The sequence below is a fragment of the Bradyrhizobium sp. USDA 10063 genome, from assembly GCF_054063735.1.
The window spans coordinates 297,340-317,064 of sequence record NZ_JBSSGP010000002.1 but is presented as its reverse complement, the minus strand read 5'-3'; the positions used below and the strand labels follow the sequence as shown (position 1 = coordinate 317,064).

At 63.0% G+C, this 19,725-nt stretch carries 18 protein-coding genes; 12 read left to right on the top strand and 6 right to left on the bottom strand.

Annotated elements, in window-relative coordinates; genetic code table 11:
• Window positions 1-2 precede the first annotated feature (2 nt).
• From ACVJGD_RS03375 to ACVJGD_RS03360, 4 genes are all read right to left on the bottom strand, one after another.
• A complete protein-coding gene (locus ACVJGD_RS03375; protein ID WP_456633031.1) occupies window positions 3-989 on the bottom strand; it encodes a DUF58 domain-containing protein in 987 nt (328 codons plus the stop codon).
• A gap of 7 nt (window positions 990-996) precedes the next feature.
• Window positions 997-2,031: an AAA family ATPase gene (locus ACVJGD_RS03370; RefSeq protein ID WP_456633030.1), complete on the bottom strand. Its 1,035-nt coding sequence runs from the start codon at window positions 2,029-2,031 to the stop codon at window positions 997-999.
• An 89-nt stretch (window positions 2,032-2,120) separates the two neighbouring features.
• Window positions 2,121-3,761, bottom strand: coding sequence for an arylsulfatase (locus ACVJGD_RS03365; RefSeq protein WP_456633029.1), 1,641 nt, complete (start codon window positions 3,759-3,761; stop codon window positions 2,121-2,123).
• Window positions 3,754-4,776 carry a formylglycine-generating enzyme family protein gene (locus ACVJGD_RS03360; protein ID WP_456633028.1) on the bottom strand — a complete coding sequence of 341 codons (1,023 nt, stop codon included), beginning with the start codon at window positions 4,774-4,776 and terminating at the stop codon, window positions 3,754-3,756. The genes ACVJGD_RS03365 and ACVJGD_RS03360 overlap by 8 nt, the downstream gene beginning before the upstream one ends.
• A gap of 698 nt (window positions 4,777-5,474) precedes the next feature.
• Between ACVJGD_RS03360 and ACVJGD_RS03355 the strand changes: the two genes are divergently transcribed.
• Together ACVJGD_RS03355 and ACVJGD_RS03350 are read left to right on the top strand one after the other, a co-directional pair.
• The gene (locus ACVJGD_RS03355) at window positions 5,475-5,645 is read left to right on the top strand and encodes a hypothetical protein (protein WP_456633027.1); all 171 of its coding nucleotides are present in this window, start codon (window positions 5,475-5,477) and stop codon (window positions 5,643-5,645) included.
• A gap of 65 nt (window positions 5,646-5,710) precedes the next feature.
• Window positions 5,711-6,721 carry a helix-turn-helix domain-containing protein gene (locus tag ACVJGD_RS03350; protein WP_456633026.1) on the top strand — a complete coding sequence of 337 codons (1,011 nt, stop codon included), beginning with the start codon at window positions 5,711-5,713 and terminating at the stop codon, window positions 6,719-6,721.
• An 86-nt stretch (window positions 6,722-6,807) separates the two neighbouring features.
• Here the strand turns inward: ACVJGD_RS03350 and ACVJGD_RS03345 are convergent, their stop codons facing one another.
• Together ACVJGD_RS03345 and ACVJGD_RS03340 are read right to left on the bottom strand one after the other, a co-directional pair.
• The gene (locus ACVJGD_RS03345) at window positions 6,808-7,191 is read right to left on the bottom strand and encodes a carboxymuconolactone decarboxylase family protein (RefSeq protein ID WP_456633025.1); all 384 of its coding nucleotides are present in this window, start codon (window positions 7,189-7,191) and stop codon (window positions 6,808-6,810) included.
• Entirely contained in the window at window positions 7,188-8,549 is a 1,362-nt protein-coding gene (locus ACVJGD_RS03340; RefSeq protein WP_456633024.1) for an MmgE/PrpD family protein, read from the bottom strand. The genes ACVJGD_RS03345 and ACVJGD_RS03340 overlap by 4 nt, the downstream gene beginning before the upstream one ends.
• A gap of 199 nt (window positions 8,550-8,748) precedes the next feature.
• On the opposite strand from ACVJGD_RS03340, the gene ACVJGD_RS03335 reads away from it, so the two are divergent.
• From ACVJGD_RS03335 to ACVJGD_RS03290, 10 genes are all read left to right on the top strand, one after another.
• Entirely contained in the window at window positions 8,749-9,642 is an 894-nt protein-coding gene (locus ACVJGD_RS03335) for an NAD(P)-dependent oxidoreductase (RefSeq protein WP_456633023.1), read from the top strand.
• On the top strand, window positions 9,615-11,069 hold the full coding sequence (locus tag ACVJGD_RS03330) for an MmgE/PrpD family protein (protein ID WP_456633022.1): 1,455 nt from the start codon (window positions 9,615-9,617) through the stop codon (window positions 11,067-11,069). The genes ACVJGD_RS03335 and ACVJGD_RS03330 overlap by 28 nt, the downstream gene beginning before the upstream one ends.
• Before the next feature lie 115 nt (window positions 11,070-11,184).
• Window positions 11,185-12,120 carry a branched-chain amino acid ABC transporter permease gene (locus ACVJGD_RS03325; RefSeq protein ID WP_456633021.1) on the top strand — a complete coding sequence of 312 codons (936 nt, stop codon included), beginning with the start codon at window positions 11,185-11,187 and terminating at the stop codon, window positions 12,118-12,120.
• Window positions 12,117-13,895, top strand: coding sequence for a branched-chain amino acid ABC transporter ATP-binding protein/permease (locus tag ACVJGD_RS03320; RefSeq protein WP_456633020.1), 1,779 nt, complete (start codon window positions 12,117-12,119; stop codon window positions 13,893-13,895). Before ACVJGD_RS03325 ends, ACVJGD_RS03320 begins: the two co-directional genes overlap by 4 nt.
• Window positions 13,882-14,589 carry an ABC transporter ATP-binding protein gene (locus ACVJGD_RS03315; RefSeq protein ID WP_456633019.1) on the top strand — a complete coding sequence of 236 codons (708 nt, stop codon included), beginning with the start codon at window positions 13,882-13,884 and terminating at the stop codon, window positions 14,587-14,589. Before ACVJGD_RS03320 ends, ACVJGD_RS03315 begins: the two co-directional genes overlap by 14 nt.
• A 34-nt stretch (window positions 14,590-14,623) precedes the next feature.
• On the top strand, window positions 14,624-15,859 hold the full coding sequence (locus ACVJGD_RS03310) for an ABC transporter substrate-binding protein (RefSeq protein ID WP_456633018.1): 1,236 nt from the start codon (window positions 14,624-14,626) through the stop codon (window positions 15,857-15,859).
• 36 nt (window positions 15,860-15,895) lie between these two features.
• Entirely contained in the window at window positions 15,896-17,131 is a 1,236-nt protein-coding gene (locus ACVJGD_RS03305; protein WP_456633017.1) for an ABC transporter substrate-binding protein, read from the top strand.
• A 17-nt stretch (window positions 17,132-17,148) separates the two neighbouring features.
• Complete coding sequence (locus ACVJGD_RS03300) at window positions 17,149-17,919, top strand: SDR family oxidoreductase (protein ID WP_456633016.1); 771 nt, start codon at window positions 17,149-17,151, stop codon at window positions 17,917-17,919.
• 86 nt (window positions 17,920-18,005) lie between these two features.
• The gene (locus ACVJGD_RS03295; protein ID WP_456633015.1) at window positions 18,006-18,719 is read left to right on the top strand and encodes a GntR family transcriptional regulator; all 714 of its coding nucleotides are present in this window, start codon (window positions 18,006-18,008) and stop codon (window positions 18,717-18,719) included.
• A gap of 27 nt (window positions 18,720-18,746) precedes the next feature.
• Complete coding sequence (locus ACVJGD_RS03290) at window positions 18,747-19,721, top strand: tripartite tricarboxylate transporter substrate-binding protein (protein ID WP_456633014.1); 975 nt, start codon at window positions 18,747-18,749, stop codon at window positions 19,719-19,721.
• Window positions 19,722-19,725 lie beyond the last annotated feature (4 nt).

The window sequence follows — 19,725 nt, the reverse complement described above, 5'->3', positions numbered from 1 at the left end:
CCTCAGCCAAGGGCAGCCTCCGTCTGGATGTGACCGCCGCTATGGCCGCGACGGGTCGGCAGAGCGCCGAGCAGGCGGCGGAGCTGCGGAGCGGTCTGCTCGGCGGCGCTGAGCGGAAGCACGGGAATGCCGAGTTCGCGGGTCCACGCGAAGACAGTCTTCAGTCTCTCCTGTGACGCCTGCTGGATGCTCTTCCGCACACTCTCCCGCCCGACCTCGAGCTGGATCTGCAGCTCGCCGTCGGTGACAGTCATCCTGGCCGAAGGTGGCAGGTCGCTTTGCAGGGGATCATGAACAAGCAGCGCGACGACGTCATTGTGCCTGGCCATCGCGCCGACCATGCTGCGCGTCGCTTTATTGGCGCCGTCAAAATCGCTTATGATGATGACGGCGGCGTCGTGCGGCGAACGACGCTGCGCGCTCTCCAGGGCGGTGTTGAGCATCGCCGGTGCAGCAGCGATGCCGCGGCCGACGCCAAGCGCCTGGTTCTGCGCCACGATGCCCGTGAGAATCTGCAGAACGGTCGCACGGCTGCGGCGGGCGCGCACCTCGACGAGATCGCGATCGTTGAATACGACGGCGCCGACGCGGTCACCGACGCCGAGCACGCGCCATGCGGCGATCGCCGCCGCTTCCGCCGCGGTGACCGATTTCAGCGCGCGCCGGCTGCCGAAGAACATCGACAGCCGCTGATCGACGACCAGCAGGGCCTGCCGGTCGCGCTCCTCGTTGAAGACGCGCACGTGCGGCTGCTGCAGCCGTGCCGTCACCTTCCAGTCGATCGAGCGAACATCGTCGCCGCTGCGATAGTGCCTGATCTCCTCGAAATTCAGGCCGCGGCCGCGCATGCGCGAGGCAAAGCGACCCGACAGCAGGCTGTGGAGCGGCTGGCGCGGCAGAAACGACACTTTGCGGCCCCGATATTCGAGCGCGAGCAAATCCTCGAGATCGACGTAGACACCGGACATCCTGGTTGCGGGCTCGACCACGGTTCCCTCACGCTGCGCTAACCAGTGTCGCAATCTTGTCGATCACCTGATCGGTAGTCACGCCGCTCGAGATGGCCTCGTAACTCAGGATCAGCCGATGACGCAGGCAGTCATGCATCACGGCGCGGATGTGATCGGGCGTGACGAACTCGTCCCCATCCAGCCAGGCGCGTACCCGTGCGCACCGGTCGAGCGCGAGGCTGCCGCGCGGGCTCGCCCCGATCTGGATCCATTTGCTCAGAGGTTCGCCGTAACGGTCGGGAAAGCGGGTCGCATAGATCACGTCGACCATGTATTGCTGTGCGAGATCGGAGACGAATATCTCGTCGATCTCACCGCGCGCATCGAGGATCGCCTGCTGCGGCACCGGCGGTGGTTCGGCGGCATGGTCTTTCGGCTTCTGCGCATTCTCAGCACGGTTGAGCTTGATGATCTCGCCTTCCGTCGCCTCGTCCGGATAGGTGATGACGACGTGCATCAGGAAACGATCGAGCTGCGCTTCGGGCAGCGGGTAGGTGCCCTCCTGCTCGATCGGATTTTCGGTCGCCAGCACCATGAACAGCTCAGGCATTTTGTAAGTCTTGCCGGCGACCGTGACCTGGCGCTCCTCCATCGCCTCGAGCAGCGCCGACTGCACCTTGGCCGGCGCACGATTGACCTCGTCGGCAAGCACGAGGTTGGCGAAGATCGGTCCTTTCTGGAACTGGAACTGGCCGCCTTTCTCGGTCTGCAGATAGATTTCGGCGCCGGTCACATCCGACGGCAGCAGATCCGGCGTGAACTGCACGCGCGACAGATCCGCCGCGAGGTTCCTGGCGAGCGTCTTCACCGCGCGCGTCTTGGCAAGGCCGGGCAAGCTCTCGATCAGGAGATTGCCGTTGGCAAGCAAGCCGATCAGCATGCTTTCGACCAGATGATCCTGGCCGAGAACAGACTCTCCGATGCGTGTTTTGAGATCGAGCACAGCGGCGCGCGCAGCCGAGATCTTGGGTTTTTCTGACGCCGCTACATCTGACGCCCTGCTTGCATGGAGATCAGACATTCTTTTTCTCGCTGATCGAGAATATTCCGGTCGCCCGGATCGGCGACCGGAACGCTTGTACCCTGCGACGGCAGAAGTTCGTATGGGAGCTACTTCGTGCCCGTCTTGTCCAAGTTCCTCATGAGCGCATCGACCATCTGATCGATGCTGAAACTCGCGGAACGCTGGCTCGGCGGATACTCCTTGAAGGTCTGAAGGAACGGAGCCACCCGGTAAACGCCGTACTGAATGAGATAGGCGTTCTTGGCCAGCCAGTCATAATACTGGTCCGATACAACGTCGGCGCGCTCAAACGGGTCCATCCTCAGGTTGAAAACTTTGGGCGCGCGCAGGCAGGTGAACGGGTTGGCCCAGACCACGAATCCGCCCGGCTGGCGCTGCTCGCAGAACACGATTTTCCAATCACCGTAGCGATAGGCGACCACTTCGCCGTCGTCGTTGAAATAGTAGAATTCGCTGCGCGTGGATTTCGGGGCCTGGCCGGTCAGGTATGGCAACTGGTTGTAGCCGTCGAGATGGACCTTGTACGACTTGCCGCTGAGATCAGCGCCCTTGAGCAGCCGCTCCTTGATATCGGTGTCGCCGGCCGCTGCGAGCAGCGTCGGAAACCAATCGAGCCCGGAGATCACCTCGTTGGAGACTTCGCCTGCCTTGATGCGGCCGGGCCATCGGATCATCGCGGGCACGCGGAATGCGCCCTCCCAGTTGGTGTCCTTTTCACTGCGGAAGGGAGTTGTCGCCGCATCCGGCCACGACCATTGGTTCGGACCGTTGTCAGTGGTGTAGACGACGATCGTGTTGTTGGCGATGCCGAGATCATCGACCGCCTTCAGCAGCTTGCCGACGTCGCCATCGTGCTCAATCATGCCATCGGCATATTCGTTGCCCGGCATGCCGCTCTGACCCTGCATGGACTGACGAACGTGGGTGAACACATGCATCCTGGTCGTATTCATCCAGGTGAAGAACGGCCTGTTGGCCCTCACCTGCCGCTGCATGAAATCGATTGCAGCGGCGGTCGTCTCATCGTCCACCGTCTCCATCCGCTTCCGGTTGAGCGGGCCGGTATCTTCGATCTTGCCATCGGCGGAGGCCTTCAGAACGCCGCGTGGAGTGTTTGACTTGACGAACGCCGTGTCGTTCTTCGGATAGTACGGCCGCTCCGGTTCCTCCTCCGCATTGAGGTGATAGAGATTGCCGAAGAATTCGTCGAAGCCGTGCTTGGTCGGCAGATATTCATCGCGATCGCCGAGATGGTTCTTGCCGAACTGGCCGGTGGCATAGCCGAGCGGTTTGAGCGCCTGGGCGATCGTCACGTCGCGATCCTGCAGGCCGACCGTCGCGCCGGGAATGCCGACCTTGCAAAGCCCGGTCCGCAGACAGACCTGACCCGTGATGAACGTCGAGCGGCCGGCCGTGCAACTGTTCTCCGCATAGTAGTCGGTAAATCGCATGCCTTCCTTGGCGATCCGATCGATGTTGGGCGTCCTGTAACCCACCAAGCCGTCCGTATACGCGCTGATATTGGATTGGCCGACATCGTCGCCAAAGATCACGAGGATATTCGGCCTTGCCGCACTCGGCGCTTGCGCGAGCGCGGGCGATCGGGTGAATAGTGACAGGCTGGTCGCAGCCAGTGCTGCAGCGAAGACGGTGCGAAGCAATTTGGCGCCGCTACCGCTCGACCGATTGACCGTGGCGTTGTTTTCGTACTCAGCTTCGTCACTCATTCCACGCTCCCTGTTTTGAAGGCGCTTGCGCTGGCTGAACACCGGGCGGCCGGACCACGCATCTGAATCCAACATGGCTCGTCGACGTGTCGACGGGCTCGGCGTGACGCGCGGCGGGGCGATAGCGGCGGCAATAGTTCGGCGCGCAAAGATGCGAGCCGCCTTTCAAGACCTTGCGAGGAATGCGGATTTGCGGCTGGTTGGCATCGTAGCTCGCGGCTTCCGGACCCCCGCGCGGGTTCTGCGGAATGCAACATGGTTTGGCGGCGTCCGCCTCGTGCTTCGCGGACCACCAGTCCGAGGTCCATTCCCAGACATTGCCGATCATGTCGCAGACGCCGTAACCGTTCGGCGGGAACGCGTTCACCGGCGAGGTCCGATCGAAGCCATCTTCGTTGAGATTGTGAATTGGAAAGTCGCCTTGCCACGTGTTCGCCATGTGCACGCCGTCTGGCGTGAGCGAGCTGCCCCAAGCATATTCCTCGCCGTCGAGACCGCCACGGGCGGCGAATTCCCACTCCGCCTCGGTCGGCAGATCCTTGCCCGCCCATCTCGCGTAAGCCAGCGCGTCGGCATAGGCGACGTGCACGACAGGATGGTTTCCGAGCACATTGATGTTGCTCTTGGGGCCGCGCGGGTGACGCCAGTCGGCGCCTTTCATGAAAGTCCACCATTGGCTGAAATCGTGCAGATTGCGCACGCGCTGCGGCGGCACGAAAACGAGCGACCCCGCATAGAGCATGTGCGGCAGGGCGCCCGGGTAGTCGGCGGGATCCGGTGGGACTTCCGCCACCGTCACGTGAGCGGTAGCGCGAACAAACTCCCGAAACTGGCGGTTGGTGACCGGCGCTCGATCAATCCAGAAACCATCGACCGTCGCACGGTGTGATGGAGCCTCCTCAGGGTAGTGATGATCCGAACCCATGCGGAACGTGCCGCCGGGTATCCAGACCATATCTCCAGCCCGGACATTATCCGGCTGCCGTTCGCTTGTGTCAGCGACCGACTGCACCATGACGCCGCTCCTGCACAAGCATGCGCTCTATTGCGGGCAGTAGTCCCAGAAGCCTTGCGTTCGAGACGGGTCGGTGTAGTACCAGCACATACCCGGGGCGGGCGCCGCGCCGGCATATGCGGTTGCAGCGGCCGCCGTTACAAAGCCGACCGCAGCACCCGCAGCAATGGCTCCGCCGACTGGCCAGCGGTACCAGCCCGGTCGTGCCCACCGGACACCGCCCCCGGCATAGCCAGGCCGTGCCACCGGCCCACGCACGACTGTTCGACTGCGGTAGGCAGCGGCATTGCCCCGTGGCCCGACCGCTACGCCGCCGCGCCGTGCGACCGCACGTACATTAACAATATCGGTGTTGCTTGTCGTGGTCTGGGCACCTAGGACGACGGCTGCGCCGGCATTAAGCGCCAAAGCCGAGTTGGGCGCTGCGGACGACACCGCGAGAGTGACGCAAAGTGCGAAAACCTTCCCTCCGTTGCGGCTTTTCCGATCGAGAGCAGAGTGAGACGTTCGCATTGTATTGCCCTTTCAACGATAAGACTGACAGTCGAGCCGCAGCGAAACGTCAGCTCTCCTGCCCTTGTGTTCCCTCCAGCGCAGTACTGGCCCGGCTGCGCTCCAAAAAATCAGGGCGCGACCGTTCTATTTCTCGTTGAGTTTCAAAGGATAAATGAATTTCGTTCGACTGTGATGTCCAGTTTGTGCCAAATATTACCGGCGATCCGGAAATCGGTGTCCGATTCGATGCCGGCACGCGGCTGATTATTCAAGAATTTGAGATAATATTTGATCTGCGCCGCGGCGCATTGACGCTTGCTCCGCCCGGAATTGCTTTCGAGACATCAAAGATGGCGTCACAATTCGAGCGATAAGTCCGGCGACGCTGCCTTGTCGCCTCTCGGACGATTCGTCTTTGGGTTGAGACCGGACAGCCTCGATGGGACAGTTTGCCAAGTTACAGACGCGCAGGGTCGAAAGTTTCGAGGAGCTCAGCGATGTGATCGCCGGGAGTCAAAGGGAGATCGTGCAGATCGAATCCGGGAAAGTTCGTGGGGGCCTCACGCACGCATCGATCAATGGTCTTCCGATTGACGTCGGCACATTCAATGTCGGCATGCGGTCCCGAGGGGGATCGAAAAGAGACCGAATGACGGTCTGCATGCTGACTGGAGCCACCAACCGTGTGACTCGCGGATCCTACGAGTCGCATCCAGGTGACGTCATGGTGACAGCTCCGGGCGGCGAGCAGGAAAACCGATATTATGGCGGCGCTTCAGTCTTCGCCATCTCGCCCACGGTCGCAGATATCGAGGCGAGCTTCGGCACGGAAGCGCAACAGCTTGATGCCTCGGCCTGGTGCGGTCATCTCTTCGCAGGTACCGCCGACACCACTGAGTTCGTCATCCCACAGATGCACCTCCTGATCGACCGGCTCGGCCAGAGCAGTTCATCCTTGACGGAAGAAGCGTCGGAGTTCTGGAAGCGTGCCATCATCGAGGCGATGACCGCGAGTGTCATCGACGGGGTCCCCTCCGTGCGCGATGGACCGACGCCGTCTTCGCTCAAACTGATCCGACGGGTCGAAGAATACCTCGAGACCCAGGGCGCAAGGCCGATTCACATATCGCAGATTTGCGACCAACTGCGCGTATCGCGAAGAACGTTGCATCGAGCCTTCCATGAGGCACTGGGAATTGGCCCTATCGCGTTTCTACGCTACCGGCGCCTTTGTGCCGTTCATAAGGCTCTCCGCTCGGGTATTCTCCCGAACGAAACGATCGCAGATCTCGCGCTGCAATTCGGCTTCCTGAACGTTGGCCGGTTCGCGCAATACTATCGCGAACTGTTTGGCGAGTATCCGTCGGACACCAAGCAGCGTGGCGGCGGAACAGGTCCGAGCGGCACTGGGGAAGAGCCCCAGCGCCCCGACTTTCAGCAGCTTTTCTGATCTCGATTTCGAGCAACCAATCGGCCGTGGTTTAGCGTCCCAAAAGGTCGATTTCAGGAACGGGGCGCCGACGAGCCTCCTGCAGGTCACTTCGTCTCAATTTCATTGAAGGCATCACGTGCATTGCGGAATGCGTCTATGCCAGCAGGCACGCCGCAATACACTGCGACCTGCAGCAATATCTCCTTGATCTCGTCTTTGGTAAGTCCATTCTTCAGGGCGCCCTTGACGTGAAGTCTCAGTTCGTGCGGCCGATTGAGTGCGCCGAGCATCGCCAGGTTAACGATCGAGCGGGTGCGCCGATCAAGTCCTGGCCGTGTCCACAGCGCGCCCCAGCAGAACTCGGTCGACCATTCCGCCATCGTCCGGGTGAATTCGTCGGCGCCTGCGATCGATTTGTTGACGTAGTCCTCCCCGAGTACTTCCTTGCGGACTTTGAGGCCCTTTTCGAACAACTCGCTTTTGCTCATGATCGTCCTTTCAGGTTTGGTGAGCGTTGCATCAAGTCGGAGACATCATCGAGCGCATCGATTTGCCAGACCGCCTCGATGAGACCGTCCGCGTCCCAATCGCTTGCGCCGGTCCGCACGCACTCGCGCAGCTTGGCTTCGATGTCGCTATCGCGGAGCGGATGAGCCAGACTGCCCCGTGGGAACATGACGGTCTCAGTGAAGACTTCGCCCGTCGCCAGGCGCACACTCACCCGCGCCGCGCCATCAGGCATCGCCTCGTCAAGCTCGGCCATTACCTTCTGCCGTAGTTGCACGACGTCTGGTCGGAACACCGTCTCACGTGCAAATTCGGCAGTACCGGCCGCGCCGATCAGCAGGCCACATGCCACGCAATGATGGATACTCACGCGCGCATCGCGTTCGTTGCGCACTGGCCGATTGCCGCGCGCCAGCAATAATGCGGAGCCCTGCACTGTCACAGAATCGATTTGATCGGTTCGCTTGCCGATCCGATCGCGAAGCCGGAAGCAAGCGTCGATAACGGCATGGAATACGATGCCGGCTGGATAGGGCTTGTAGGTATTTTTTTCGATCTCCCAGGCGTTGCCGAGGCCGCCGAGCAGACGGTCGAGATCAGGTTCGTCGCCCATGGTGCGCGCCCAGCCCAGCGACCCTTCGATGGCGCGGGGTGCGGCCTCATAGCCCTGCTGAGCAAGCAGCGCGGCAAAAAGCCCGTTCCGCGCCGCGTTACCAACGCTCACATTCTTGGCGGCGGTCGGCAGATTCTCGACATTGCCGGCCGATTGGCTCGCGGCAATCCCGATCGCATTCGCAATGCCGTCCACCGGCAGTCCGAGCAGCTTTGCACAAGCGGCAGCCGCGCCGAATATCCCGCAGGTCGAGGTGATATGCCAGCCACGCGCATAATGGCGCGGCGAGACCGCATTGCCGATGCGGCACTCGACATCGACACCGAGGATGAAAGCCGTCAGCACATCGCGTCCCGACAGCCCGCGCGCTTGCGCAAGTGCCAGCACCGGAGCGGCGACCGGCGCAGCCGGATGAATGATCGTTTCGGGGTGGGTATCGTCGAAGTCGAGCAGATTGGCGGAGATGGCGTTGACGAACGACGCGCCCAGCGCATCGAGCCGCTCAGAACGGCCGATGATTGTCGAGGTTGGAGAGCCGCTGAACGGCGACAATGTCCGCAACGCGGTTGTCACCGCCGGATCGTGAGCCGACCCCAGCGCGGTCGCGAAGAAATTGAGAATTGACCGCTTGGCTTCATGACCTTGCCTCGCGACATCCGCCCATGACGTGGCGGCGACAAATTCGCCGAGCGTCCGGCTGACGCTTGAAACCTTGTCTTGTGTCACCTGAGCGCATTCCTCGTCTTTCCCCAAACCTTAAGCCGACCCGCGGCCAACTGTCGACCACAAATGTTCTGCTTGACAGATTGACTGACAATCCGAACAGTGAGGCCGCGGGAGCAGGAACCGCTGCCTCGACCGACGACAAGCGACGATAACAACAAGAGCGCGTTCGTTCTGGAAACGCGCGATATGGGAGTGAACGATGGCCGGAGAGACGCTCGGCGTCATTGGCACGGGCCGCATGGGCGGCCCCATGGCAGGGCGATTGATGGACGCCGGCTATTCGCTGGTCGTCTATGACACACAGAGCGAGGCGACGGAGCCGCTCATCAAGCGCGGAGCGCATCTTGCCAAATCGCCTGCAGATGTCGCCTCTCGTGCGGATATCGTGCTGGCGAGCCTGCCCACACCCGACATTGTGAAGACGGTCGCGCTCGGTCCGGATGGGATCAGCAGCGGGAACCGCGCTCAAATCGTGATCGATCTGTCGACCACTGGCCCGGGCGCAGCCAAGCTCGTGGCAGAGGGCCTGAGAGCAAAAGGCATGACACTGGTCGATGCGCCCGTGAGTGGCGGCATCAAGGGCGCCGTCAACGGCACGCTGGCAGTGATGGTGTCGTGCCCGCAGGCGACCTATGAGACCGTCCAGCCGATCCTGAAGAATTTCGGCAAGCTGTTCTACACCGGCGACAGGCCTGGCGTGGCGCAGACGGCCAAGCTCGCCAACAATCTGATGGCAGCGGCGGCTCTCGTGATCACATCCGAAGCGGTGGCGATGGGCGTCAAGGGCGGCGTCAACGCCAAGGTCCTGATCGATATCATCAACGCCAGCAGCGGTCGGAACAGCGCGTCCGAAGACAAATTCCCGCGTTCAGTTCTGCCTGGCACGTTCGATTTCGGCTTCACCACCGGCCTCTCCTACAAGGATGTCCGGCTGTGCATCGATGAGGCCGAAGCCATGGGCGTGCCCATGGTGTGCGGCGCCGTGGTGCGGCAAATGCTTGCGATCACCAACGCCAAATATGGCGCCGCATCCGATTTCACCTCGATCGCCAAGGTGGTCGAGGAATGGGCCGGAGTGCAGATGCGCGGCTGATCACAACCCTTCAGGGAGCAGCGATCGCGATGACGATCGGCCCGACCGGATCCGGCAAGGCATCGCTCGCGCGGCGGATCGCGCGATCCGCGCTTGCCGTCAATCTCGGGGACTTCGGCCCTGAAGTGATCGCGAAGGCAAAGATCTGCCTGCTCGATTTCCTCTCCTGCGCCTTCGAAGCAGGCACTCACCCCTGGAGCCGTCAGGCCGTTACGATCACGCAGGCCACGAGCGACGGCGCAACCATCATCGGTACCTCGCGGCTTGCCTCGCCGGCCGACGCCGCCTTCGCCAACGCTGTGATGGGGCACGGCCTGGTGCGCGAAGACATGCATGCCGCCAGCATATCGCATCATGGCGTCGTGATCTGGCCAACCCTGCTCGCGCTATCGGAGCAGGCCCCGTTGCGTGGCGCCACCCTGCTCGCCGGGGCCATCATCGGCTACGAGACCGGCGCGCGGCTTGGTCGCGCGCTCTTTACGTCCGACCTCGCGCGCCTGTACCGCCCGACGGGATTGGTTGCGCCGCTTGGTGCAGCGCTGGCCGGAAGCTTCGTGCTCGGATTGTCCGAAGACGCCGCGACCAGCGCCATGGCAATCGCCGCCAACACCTCAAGCGGCCTCAACGAGTGGCCGCACACTGGCGCTTCGGACATGTATTTTCATCCCGGCTTCGCCGCGTGCAATGCGATCAAGGCAATAGGCCTCGCCGCAGCCGGCGCCTGCGGCTCGGAGACGATCCTCGAAGGCGAAGCCGGCCTGTTTGCCGCCTACCGGCGCGAGACAGCGCCCGTCAGCATAGAACTCTTCGCACGCGGCGAGTGCGAGATCATGGCCGTCTACAACAAGCCGGCGCCGGCCTGCAATTTCGCCCAAACCGCAGCACAGGCTGCGCTCCGCGCCTCGCACGAACTCGCCGGCGTGGATGACGTTGATCGCATCGTGATTCGCGCTCCCGACGCTGCAGTTCGCTATCCAAGATGCGACTCGAAGGGGCCCTACCGCAACGCGCTGCAAGCGAAGATGAGCATCCCGTTCAGCGTCGCAGCAACGCTTGCGCGGGGTGAGATCGAGGACGAGAACTACGCAGGGCTGGGCGATCCCGAAATCCTCCGCCTCGTGGCAGCAACCAGCCTGCAGAGTGATCCCGGCTTCACCGCCTCCTTCCCCGGCAAGCAAGGCGCGGAAGTGACTGTATTCCTGCGTGACGGAAGGACGATCAGACACGGCTTGGCCGACGTCGTTCCGGCAACGCCCACAGACATTCGCGCACGTTTTCGAACTGCGGCAACGCGCGTCATCGGCGACGACCGCGCGCAGCGACTCGAGCAGCTCATCGACGGCTGCGAGCAACTTGGCGATGCCAGCGTGATCGCGGCGCAATGCCGGCTGGAATCGCCGGAGCGGATTTTGCGGTCGGCATCATAGGAAACGCCAGACATTGCGGAGGTGAAATGGCGGACCGGGAGACCAGCGTTGCAGCGACGACAGCGAAGGATCGCTGGCAAACCGGCCTTATCTGCGCGCCGCGGAGATCCTGCTGATGGAAGGATTTCTGCAAGCGCTCGCCGCGGGCCTGTTGATCGGCGCTGTTTACGGCCTGATGTGCGTCGGGCTTGGCCTGATCTTCGGTGTCATGCGGGTCATCAACTTCGCCCATGGCGATTTCATGATGCTTGGCATGTATGTCGCCTTCTACCTCTTCACCGCCGCCGGCATCCAGGCTGTCTTCGGCAATGCTGTCGGGCCGTTCATCGCGATCCTGCTGGCCGGTCCGGTGCTCGCGGTGTTCGGCTATCTTGTCCATCTTACCCTGATTTCGCATGTGTCGGGCACACGCACCGCATCGCTCGAGGGTGAAGGTCACTACGCGCAGCTCATCCTGACGCTCGGCATTGCACTGATCCTGCAGAATGGCGGCCTCATCATCTTCGGATCGGTGCTGGCTTCGATCCGCACGCCACTGTCGAGTTCGGCGTGGGAGCTCGGCCCGTTCTTCGACATGAGCATCTTCATCAACAAGGCGCGCGGCATCGACGCGGTCGTTTCACTGTTGATCATGACGCTGCTGTCGCTGTTGATCACGCGGTCGCGGATCGGCAAGTCGCTTCGTGCCGCCGCCGACAACCCGACCGCTGCGACCTATATGGGCATCGATGTCGATCGTGCGCACCGCACCGCCTTCGCACTCGGCTCCGGCATCACGGCAATTGCCGGCGGCCTGCTCGCCACCAACTATCCGTTCCATCCTTTCGTCGGGCTCGAATACGTCATCGTCATGTATGCCGGCGTCGTTCTTGGCGGCATGGGCAGCATCATTGGCGCCTTCTGGGGCGGCATGACGATCGGGCTGGTCCAGCAGATGTCGACACTGATTTTGCCGACGCAGTTGCAGAACGCAGCGATCTTTGTCGTGTTCCTCCTGATCATTTTCTTCCGCCCGCAAGGCTTCTTCGGGCGCATGGTCGAGAGGACATGACCGTGCCCCAATTGCGCTCGCTGGTCCCTGCCCTCGTCTTCACGATCGCCTATGCGGCGATCTCGCTCGGCGTCACCAACTCGTACTATCAACTGGTTCTGACGCTGGTCCCGGTATGGGCGGTGTTCGGATTGTCCTGGAATCTGCTGAGCGGATACACCGGACTGATCTCGTTCGGGCACGCCGCTTTTTTCGGCATCGGCGCCTATACGACAGCGCTCGGACAAATCTACTTCGACCTCTCGCCGTGGCTCCTGATTCCGGTCGCAGCGATGCTCGGCGGCATTGCCGGACTGCTGATCGGATTTCCGACCTTTCGCCTGCAAGGCCACTATTTCGCGCTGGCGATGCTGGCCTATCCACTCGCCATTCTCTACGTGTTCGAGTGGCTCGGCTTCCAGGAAGTCACGCTCCCGATCAAGCGCGACGCCCCGATCGCCTATATGCAGTTTGCCGATCCCCGGCTCTACACGCTGCTGGCGCTCGCGATTATGCTCGCCACGATCCTGCTGACGCGGGTCATCGAACGATCCCGCTTCGGCATGGCGCTGCTCGCGATCAAGCAGAATGAGGCCGCAGCCGAAGCCGCCGGCATCAACACGCTGGCTTGGAAACTGCGCGCGATCACGCTCAGCGGCGCGATAGCCGCCGCCATCGGCGCGTTCTATGCGCAGGTGCTGCTGGTGGTCACGCCGCAGTCCGTGTTCGGCATGCTGGTGTCCGCGCAGGCCTTGACGGTTGCCATGTTCGGCGGCGTCGGCACCGTCTGGGGTCCTGTCATTGGGTCCGTGATCCTGATCCCCTTGGCCGAGACGCTGCATGCCGAAGCCGGCGCGCGCTTTCCCGGCATTCAGGGCGTGATCTTCGGCTTTGCCATCATCTGCGTCATCCTGATCGCTCCCGAAGGTTTGTTCTGGAAATTGCGCGATCTGCTGCGCAAGCGGCTTGCGCCAAAAACCGCAGCGACACCGAATGGTTTGCGAGCCTCGACAACCACCGTGGCGGCGCCGCGGCCTGCCCGACAGCGCGCCGCAACCGGCGAAGTCGTGCTCGAGGTCAGAAACCTCTCCCGCTCGTTCGGCGGCTTGAAAGCCGTCCAGAACGTCAGCTTCAAACTGCACAAGAACGAAATCCTCGGCATCATCGGCCCGAACGGCGCCGGCAAGACAACGCTTTTCAATCTCCTGAACGGCTTCCTGCGACCGAACCAGGGCGAAGTGCTGATCGACGGCCGCAACATGTCCGGCGAGCGACCGCATACCATCTGCGAAGCCGGCGTCGGCCGCACCTTCCAGGTCATGCGTCCATTCCTGCGCATGTCGATCCTCGACAATGTCGTGGTCGGCGCCTATGTGCGCGCACGAACGGATGAAGAGGCGCGAAAGCTTGCCGCTGACGCGATCGCCCGCGTCGGCCTCTCCGCGGTGGCAGACCGCGTCGCCGGCGAACTCTCGACCAAGGAACTGCGGCTGATGGAGCTCGCGCGCGCACTCGCGGGCCAGCCGCGCATCCTGCTGCTCGACGAGACGCTCGCAGGCCTTGGCCATGGCGAGGCGGACGAGGTCGTTGCCGTGATCCAGCAGCTTGCGCGCGACGGCATGACGATCGCCATCATCGAACACACGATGCAGGCGATGGTTCGCCTGGTCGACAGTTTCCTCGTGCTCGACCATGGCGCCGTCATCACCGAGGGCGAGCCGGAGGTGGTCACGCGCGACGACCGCGTGATCGAAGCCTATCTCGGCAAGAAATGGATGGCCCATGCTCCGCATTGAAGGATTGAGCGCGGGCTATTCGGCAAAGCCCGTCCTGAACGGCGTGTCCATCAATGTCGATGCAGGCCAGTTCGTCGCCATCGTTGGACCGAACGGCGCCGGCAAGACGACCCTGTTCAAGACGATTTCCGGCATCCTGCGGCCAAGCGGCGGAGGGATCTCCTTTAACGGTGTCGATCTCCTCGCAGTACCACCCGCGCAGCGGGCCCACCTTGGCATCGCCCATGTTCCAGAAGGCCGCCAGGTCTTCCCTTCGCTGACCGTGATGGAGAATTTGGAAATGGGCGCGATGACCGAGAGCGGCCGGCGCGACTGGGCGGCGAATATCGAGCGCATCTTCGCGTGGCTGCCGGTGCTGGCGGAGCGCCGGAGCCAGTTCGCGGGCACCTTGTCCGGCGGTCAGCAGCAGATGCTTGCGATCGGACGCGGCCTCGCCTCCTCGCCAAGACTGCTGATGCTGGATGAGCCCTCGATGGGGCTTGCGCCATCGACCGCGGATTTCATCTTCGAACGGCTGATCGACATCCGCCGCCAGTCCGGCCTGACCATGCTGTTGGTCGAGCAGCGCGTGGCGGAGGCGCTGGAATCCGCCGACCATGGCTATGTCCTCGAAGCGGGACGCGTCGTGCTCGAAGGCAACAACGAAACCCTGCGCGCCGACGACCGCGTGCGCAAGGCCTATCTCGGCATGTGACGAGCCAACGAACAATGGGGAGGGAGAGAACAAGATGAACAACACGACCAAGGGATTGACCCGCCGGAGCGTGCTGTCGGCTGCCGCCGCGGTCGGTCTCACGCGGGTGGCACGCGCACAGCAACCGGCTGAGGTCAAGGTCGGCCTGATCGTGCCACTGTCCGGCATCTACACCCGACCGGGCCAGGTGATGAAGATGGGCGCCGAGATGGGCATCGCGCACATCAATGCGCAGGGCGGCGTCAAGGCACTCGGCGGCGCCAAGCTGAAGCTGGTCGTGATCGACTGCGGCGACACCACCGAGAAGGCCAAGAACGCAGCGCAGCGCATGGTGGCGCAGGAGACCGACCTCGTCGCCGCCACCGGCGCCTATCTCTCCTCCTTCACCCTGGCCGTCACCGAGGTAACCGAGCGCGCCGAATTGCCGGTGCTGACGTTATCCTATTCGGATCTGCTGACCGACCGCGGCTTCAAATACATCTTCCAGACCGCCGCAACAGCGAGCCGTCAATCCGAACTCGGATTGCCGACGCTGATGAAGCTCGCCGAAGCCGCTTCCGGCAAGCGGCCGAAAACGGTGGCGATGTTGATGGACAACACCGCGACCTCGGTCGCAACCGCCAAGGCGCTTAAAGAAAAGTTGTTCGCGCAGGAAGGACTGCAGCTCGTCGTCGAGGAGGTCTGGACGCCGCCGTTGTCCGATGCGACCCCTCTGATCCAGAAAGTGCGCTCGGCGAAGCCCGACCTGTTGCTGTTCATGCCCAACGCTGTATCGGACGCGAAGCTCGGGCTGGAAAAGATCAGCGAATTCGGCCTCGGCCAGGGCAAGATCCCGACCGTCTCCTTCAGCATCACGATCGCCGAACCCGACATGCTGCAGAGCGTCAGCCCTGAGGTCGTGCAGGGTATCATGACCATCGTCGCCAACTGGGGGTCTAAGGGCCATGAGGACCTGATCGCCGAGCTCAAGGCGAAGTACAAGGAGCCGTGGATGACGCAGAACGTCATCTCGACCTATGGCGATATGTGGCTGATGAAAGAGGCGCTGGAGAAAGCCGGCAAGGCCGACCGCCTCGCGGTGGCGCAGGCCTTCCGCACGATGGATGCCGGACCGTCGCAATATTATCCGGGCGGCCAGCTCAAATTCGACGAGAAGGGCCGCCGGGTCGGTGCCGGTGTCGTCATCGTGCAGTGGCAATCGGGTGTGCCGGTCACCGTCTACCCGCCCGAACTCGCGCAAGCGCAGCCGTTCTGGCCCAAGAAGTCCTGAACCCGGCTTCGTGACCATTCAGGGAGGAAAATCGTGATGACTGCGAAAATTCCGACCCAAGTCACCCGGCGAACGCTGCTCGCCGGCGCGTCCAGCGCCCTGATCGCATCCCGCGCGTGGACGCAGCAGCCGACCGAGGTGAAGGTCGGCCTGCTGGTGCCGATCTCGGGGCTCTATGCGCGCCCGGGGACGGTCATGCGTGAAGGTGCCGAGATGGCTGTCGAACACATCAATGCCCAAGGCGGCATCAAGTCGCTCGGCGATGCCAAGCTGAAACTGGTGGTGCTGGATTCCGGCGACACCACGGAAAAGGCCAAGAATGCCGCGCAGCGCATGGTCGCGCAGGAGCCGGACCTGGTCGCGGCGAGCGGTGCCTATCTCTCCTCGTTCACGCTCGCGGTCACCGAGGTGACCGAGCGCGCCAACCTGCCCGTCCTCACCCTCTCCTACTCGGACCTGATCACCGATCGCGGCTTCAAATATGTCTTTCAGACTTCGGCTACCGCGGGCTCACAGGCCCGCCAGGCTCTGCCGCAGATCATCAAACTCGCAGAGACTGCGTCCGGCAAGCGGCCGAAGACCGTCGCGATTCTGACCGATAACACCGCCGCCTCGATCGCGTCGGCGAAATCGATGCGCGAAGGGCTGCTGGCGGAGAACCAGTTGCAACTGATCGTCGACGAGACGTTCACGCCGCCGCTCGCGGATGCGACGTCGCTGGTGCAGAAGATACGCTCGGCCAAGCCCGACCTGCTGTTCTTCCTCCCCACGGTGATTTCGGACGCGAAACTGCTGCTGGAGAAGATGAACGAGTTCGGTCTCGGCCAGGGTAAGGTGCCGACCATCTCGTTCGGGATCGCGATCGCCGAACCTGACATGCTGCAGACCGTCAGCCCCGAGCTCCTCCAGGGCGTCCTGACCTGCGTCGCAAGCTGGGGCGCGAAGGGACACGAGGCGCTGATCGCCGAGCTGAAGAGCCGCTACAAGGAGCCATGGATGACGCAGAACGCGATCTCCACATATGGCGACATGTGGGTGATCAAGGATGCGCTGGAGAAGGCTGGCAAGGCCGACCGCGTTGCCGTCGCCGATGCCCTGCGCAGCATGGACGCCGGCCCCTCGAAATACTATCCGCTGGGCGAGATCAAGTTCGACGAGAAGGGCCGCCGCGTCGGCGCCGGCATGACCATCGTGCAGTGGCAGTCCGGTGTGCCGGTGACGGTGTTCCCGCCGGAGCTCGCGCTGGCGCAGCCATTCTGGCCGAAGAGCTGACAACGGGAACCACCGTGATGAAGGACAAATGGGCTCTCGTGACTGGTGCGACCGCAGGCCTGGGGCTGGCTGTGGCGGAAAGCCTTGCCGGCACGGGTGCCAATATCGTCCTGCATGATCTCGTCGCGCCGAACGAATCCGCTAACCGGTTGCGCGCGCGGTTCGGCGTCGACGTGATCGCCGCGGGAGCCGACCTGTCACAGCGCTCCGCCATCGAGACCATGCTGGCGGAGCTGCTTCGCTGCTGTGGCGCGATCGATATCCTCGTCAACAATGCCGTGGTCCGGCATTTCTCTGATGTCGAGCACTTTCCGCCGGACCAATGGGAGCGCGCGCTGGCGGTGAACGTGTCCGCGCCCTTTCATTTGATCCGCCTCGCGCTGCCCGCCATGAAGCAACGTGGCTGGGGCCGCATCGTCAACATGTCCTCCATCTATTCGACCCGCGCGGTCGAAGACCGCATCGACTACGTCACCACCAAAACGGCGATCCTCGGCCTCACCCGCGCCGTCGCGCTCGAGACCGCGCGTTCCGGGATCACCTGCAACGCGGTCTGCCCGGGGACGCTGCCGACACCGGCCATTCAGGACAAGATCGCCGCCATTGCGGCCAACGCCGGCGAGACCGTGGACCGCGCGACAGAAAAATATCTCAGGGCGCGCCAGCCCTCCGGCCGGTTCATCGGGATGGAAGCCGTCGGCGCCCTGGTGGTGTTCCTTTGCAGCGCTGCCGCGCAGGACATCACCGGGGCCAGCCTGCCGATCGATGGAGGCTGGTCGATTGCATGAGCAAAGCCGATGCCGAGAGAGCGACAAATGCTGATTCTGCCGGTAAATCGCTGGTGAACCCGCCATAGAACGAAGGCACCTCACAAATGGACCGACGCGCCGAACTGCAGTCCACGCTTCGCATCGAAGCCGTCCCGACCGTCAGGAAGATGGTCGCGCAGAAGCTGCGCGAGGCGATCATGTCCGGCACGCTCAAACCCGGTCAGCGGCTGGTCGAGCGCGAGCTTTGCGAGATGATGGGCGTCAGCCGCCCCTCGATCCGGGAAGCGCTGCGGCTGCTGGAGGCCGACGGGCTGGTCAACACGGTCCCCCACCGCGGCCCGGTGGTCAGCACGATCAGCCTTGACGAGGCCCGGCAGCTCTATGCGGCCCGCGCGGTGCTGGAAGGATTTGCAGGCCGCGAATGCGCCCGTCTGCACGATCCCGACGTGGTGCGCCGGATCGGCAATGCTCTGACCCGGCTGAAAACGGCGGCCGCGAAACAGGACCTCGCCGGGTGCCTCGAGGCGAAGACCGACTTCTACGGCGCGCTGATCGGCGGCTGCCGCAACGCCTTTGTCGAGCGCATGCTCAAGCCGTTGCATGACCGGATCACGCTGCTGCGAATCACCTCGATGTCGCAGCCGAAACGGATCAACAAGAGCTTGCGCGAGGTCACGGCGATCTGGCGCGCGATCCAGAGCGGCGACGAGGAACTCGCCGAACGCTGCTGCGTCGATCACGTCAAGGCTGCCGCCGTCGCCGCGCTCGACATGATCGAGCGGACACAGGCTAAAGAGATGACGCTTCCCGATCCGTAGGCGAAGCGCAAAGGGAGGGAATGCGCGATGAGGTCTTTGGTACGATCGCTGGTCCTGCTTGCGCTGTTGTCGCCATGCGCGACGGCATTGGCGCAGGACTATCCCTCCCGCCCGATCACCATGATCGTGCCCTTCTCGGCCGGCGGTCCCGGTGACGTGATCGCGCGAATTCTCGGCAGCGCCATGAGCGCGACGCTGAAGCAGTCGATTGTGATCGAGAACGTGGTCGGCGCCGGCGGCACGCTCGGCACCAACCGCGTCGCCAAGGCTGCGCCTGACGGCTACACGCTGCTGCTGATGCATGTCGGTCAGGCAACCGCCCCGTCGCTCTACGCCAAGCTGCCGTTCGATCCGGTCGGCGACTTCGCCATGATCGGCCTCGTCACCGACGTGCCGATGATCCTGGTCGCACGGCCGAACTTTCCCGCCAAGGATCTGAAGGAATTGGTCGGGCGCATTCGCAGCGACGGCGATAAGATGACATTCGGCAATGTCGGCCTCGGCTCCGCCTCACAGCTCTGCGGCCTGATGTTCATGAGTACGACCGACACCAAGCTCACGTCGGTCTATTACAAGGGCGGCGGGCCAGCACTCAACGACGTCATCGCGGGCCACATCGATGTCTATTGCGATCCGGCTACAGGGCCTACGCCCTATATCCAGTCTGGCACCATCAAGGGCTATGCGATCACCAGCAAGAAGCGCGTCGCGACGTTGCCGGACGTTCCGACTTCGGCGGAAGCCGGCGTTCCCGCCTTCGATGTGACCACCTGGTACGGTCTCTATGCGCCCCGCGGCACGCCGAAGCCGGTGGTCGACACGCTGGTCGGCGCTCTGCAGACGGCGCTGAAGGACCCGCCACTCGTCAGCCGCTTTGCTGAGCTCAGCATGACCCCGGTCGAAGCCGAACGTGCAACTCCCGAAGCGCTGGAAGCTTTCCTGAAGGCCGAAATCAACAAATGGGCGCGGATCATCAAGGCCGCGGGAATCGAGCCGCAGTAGGACA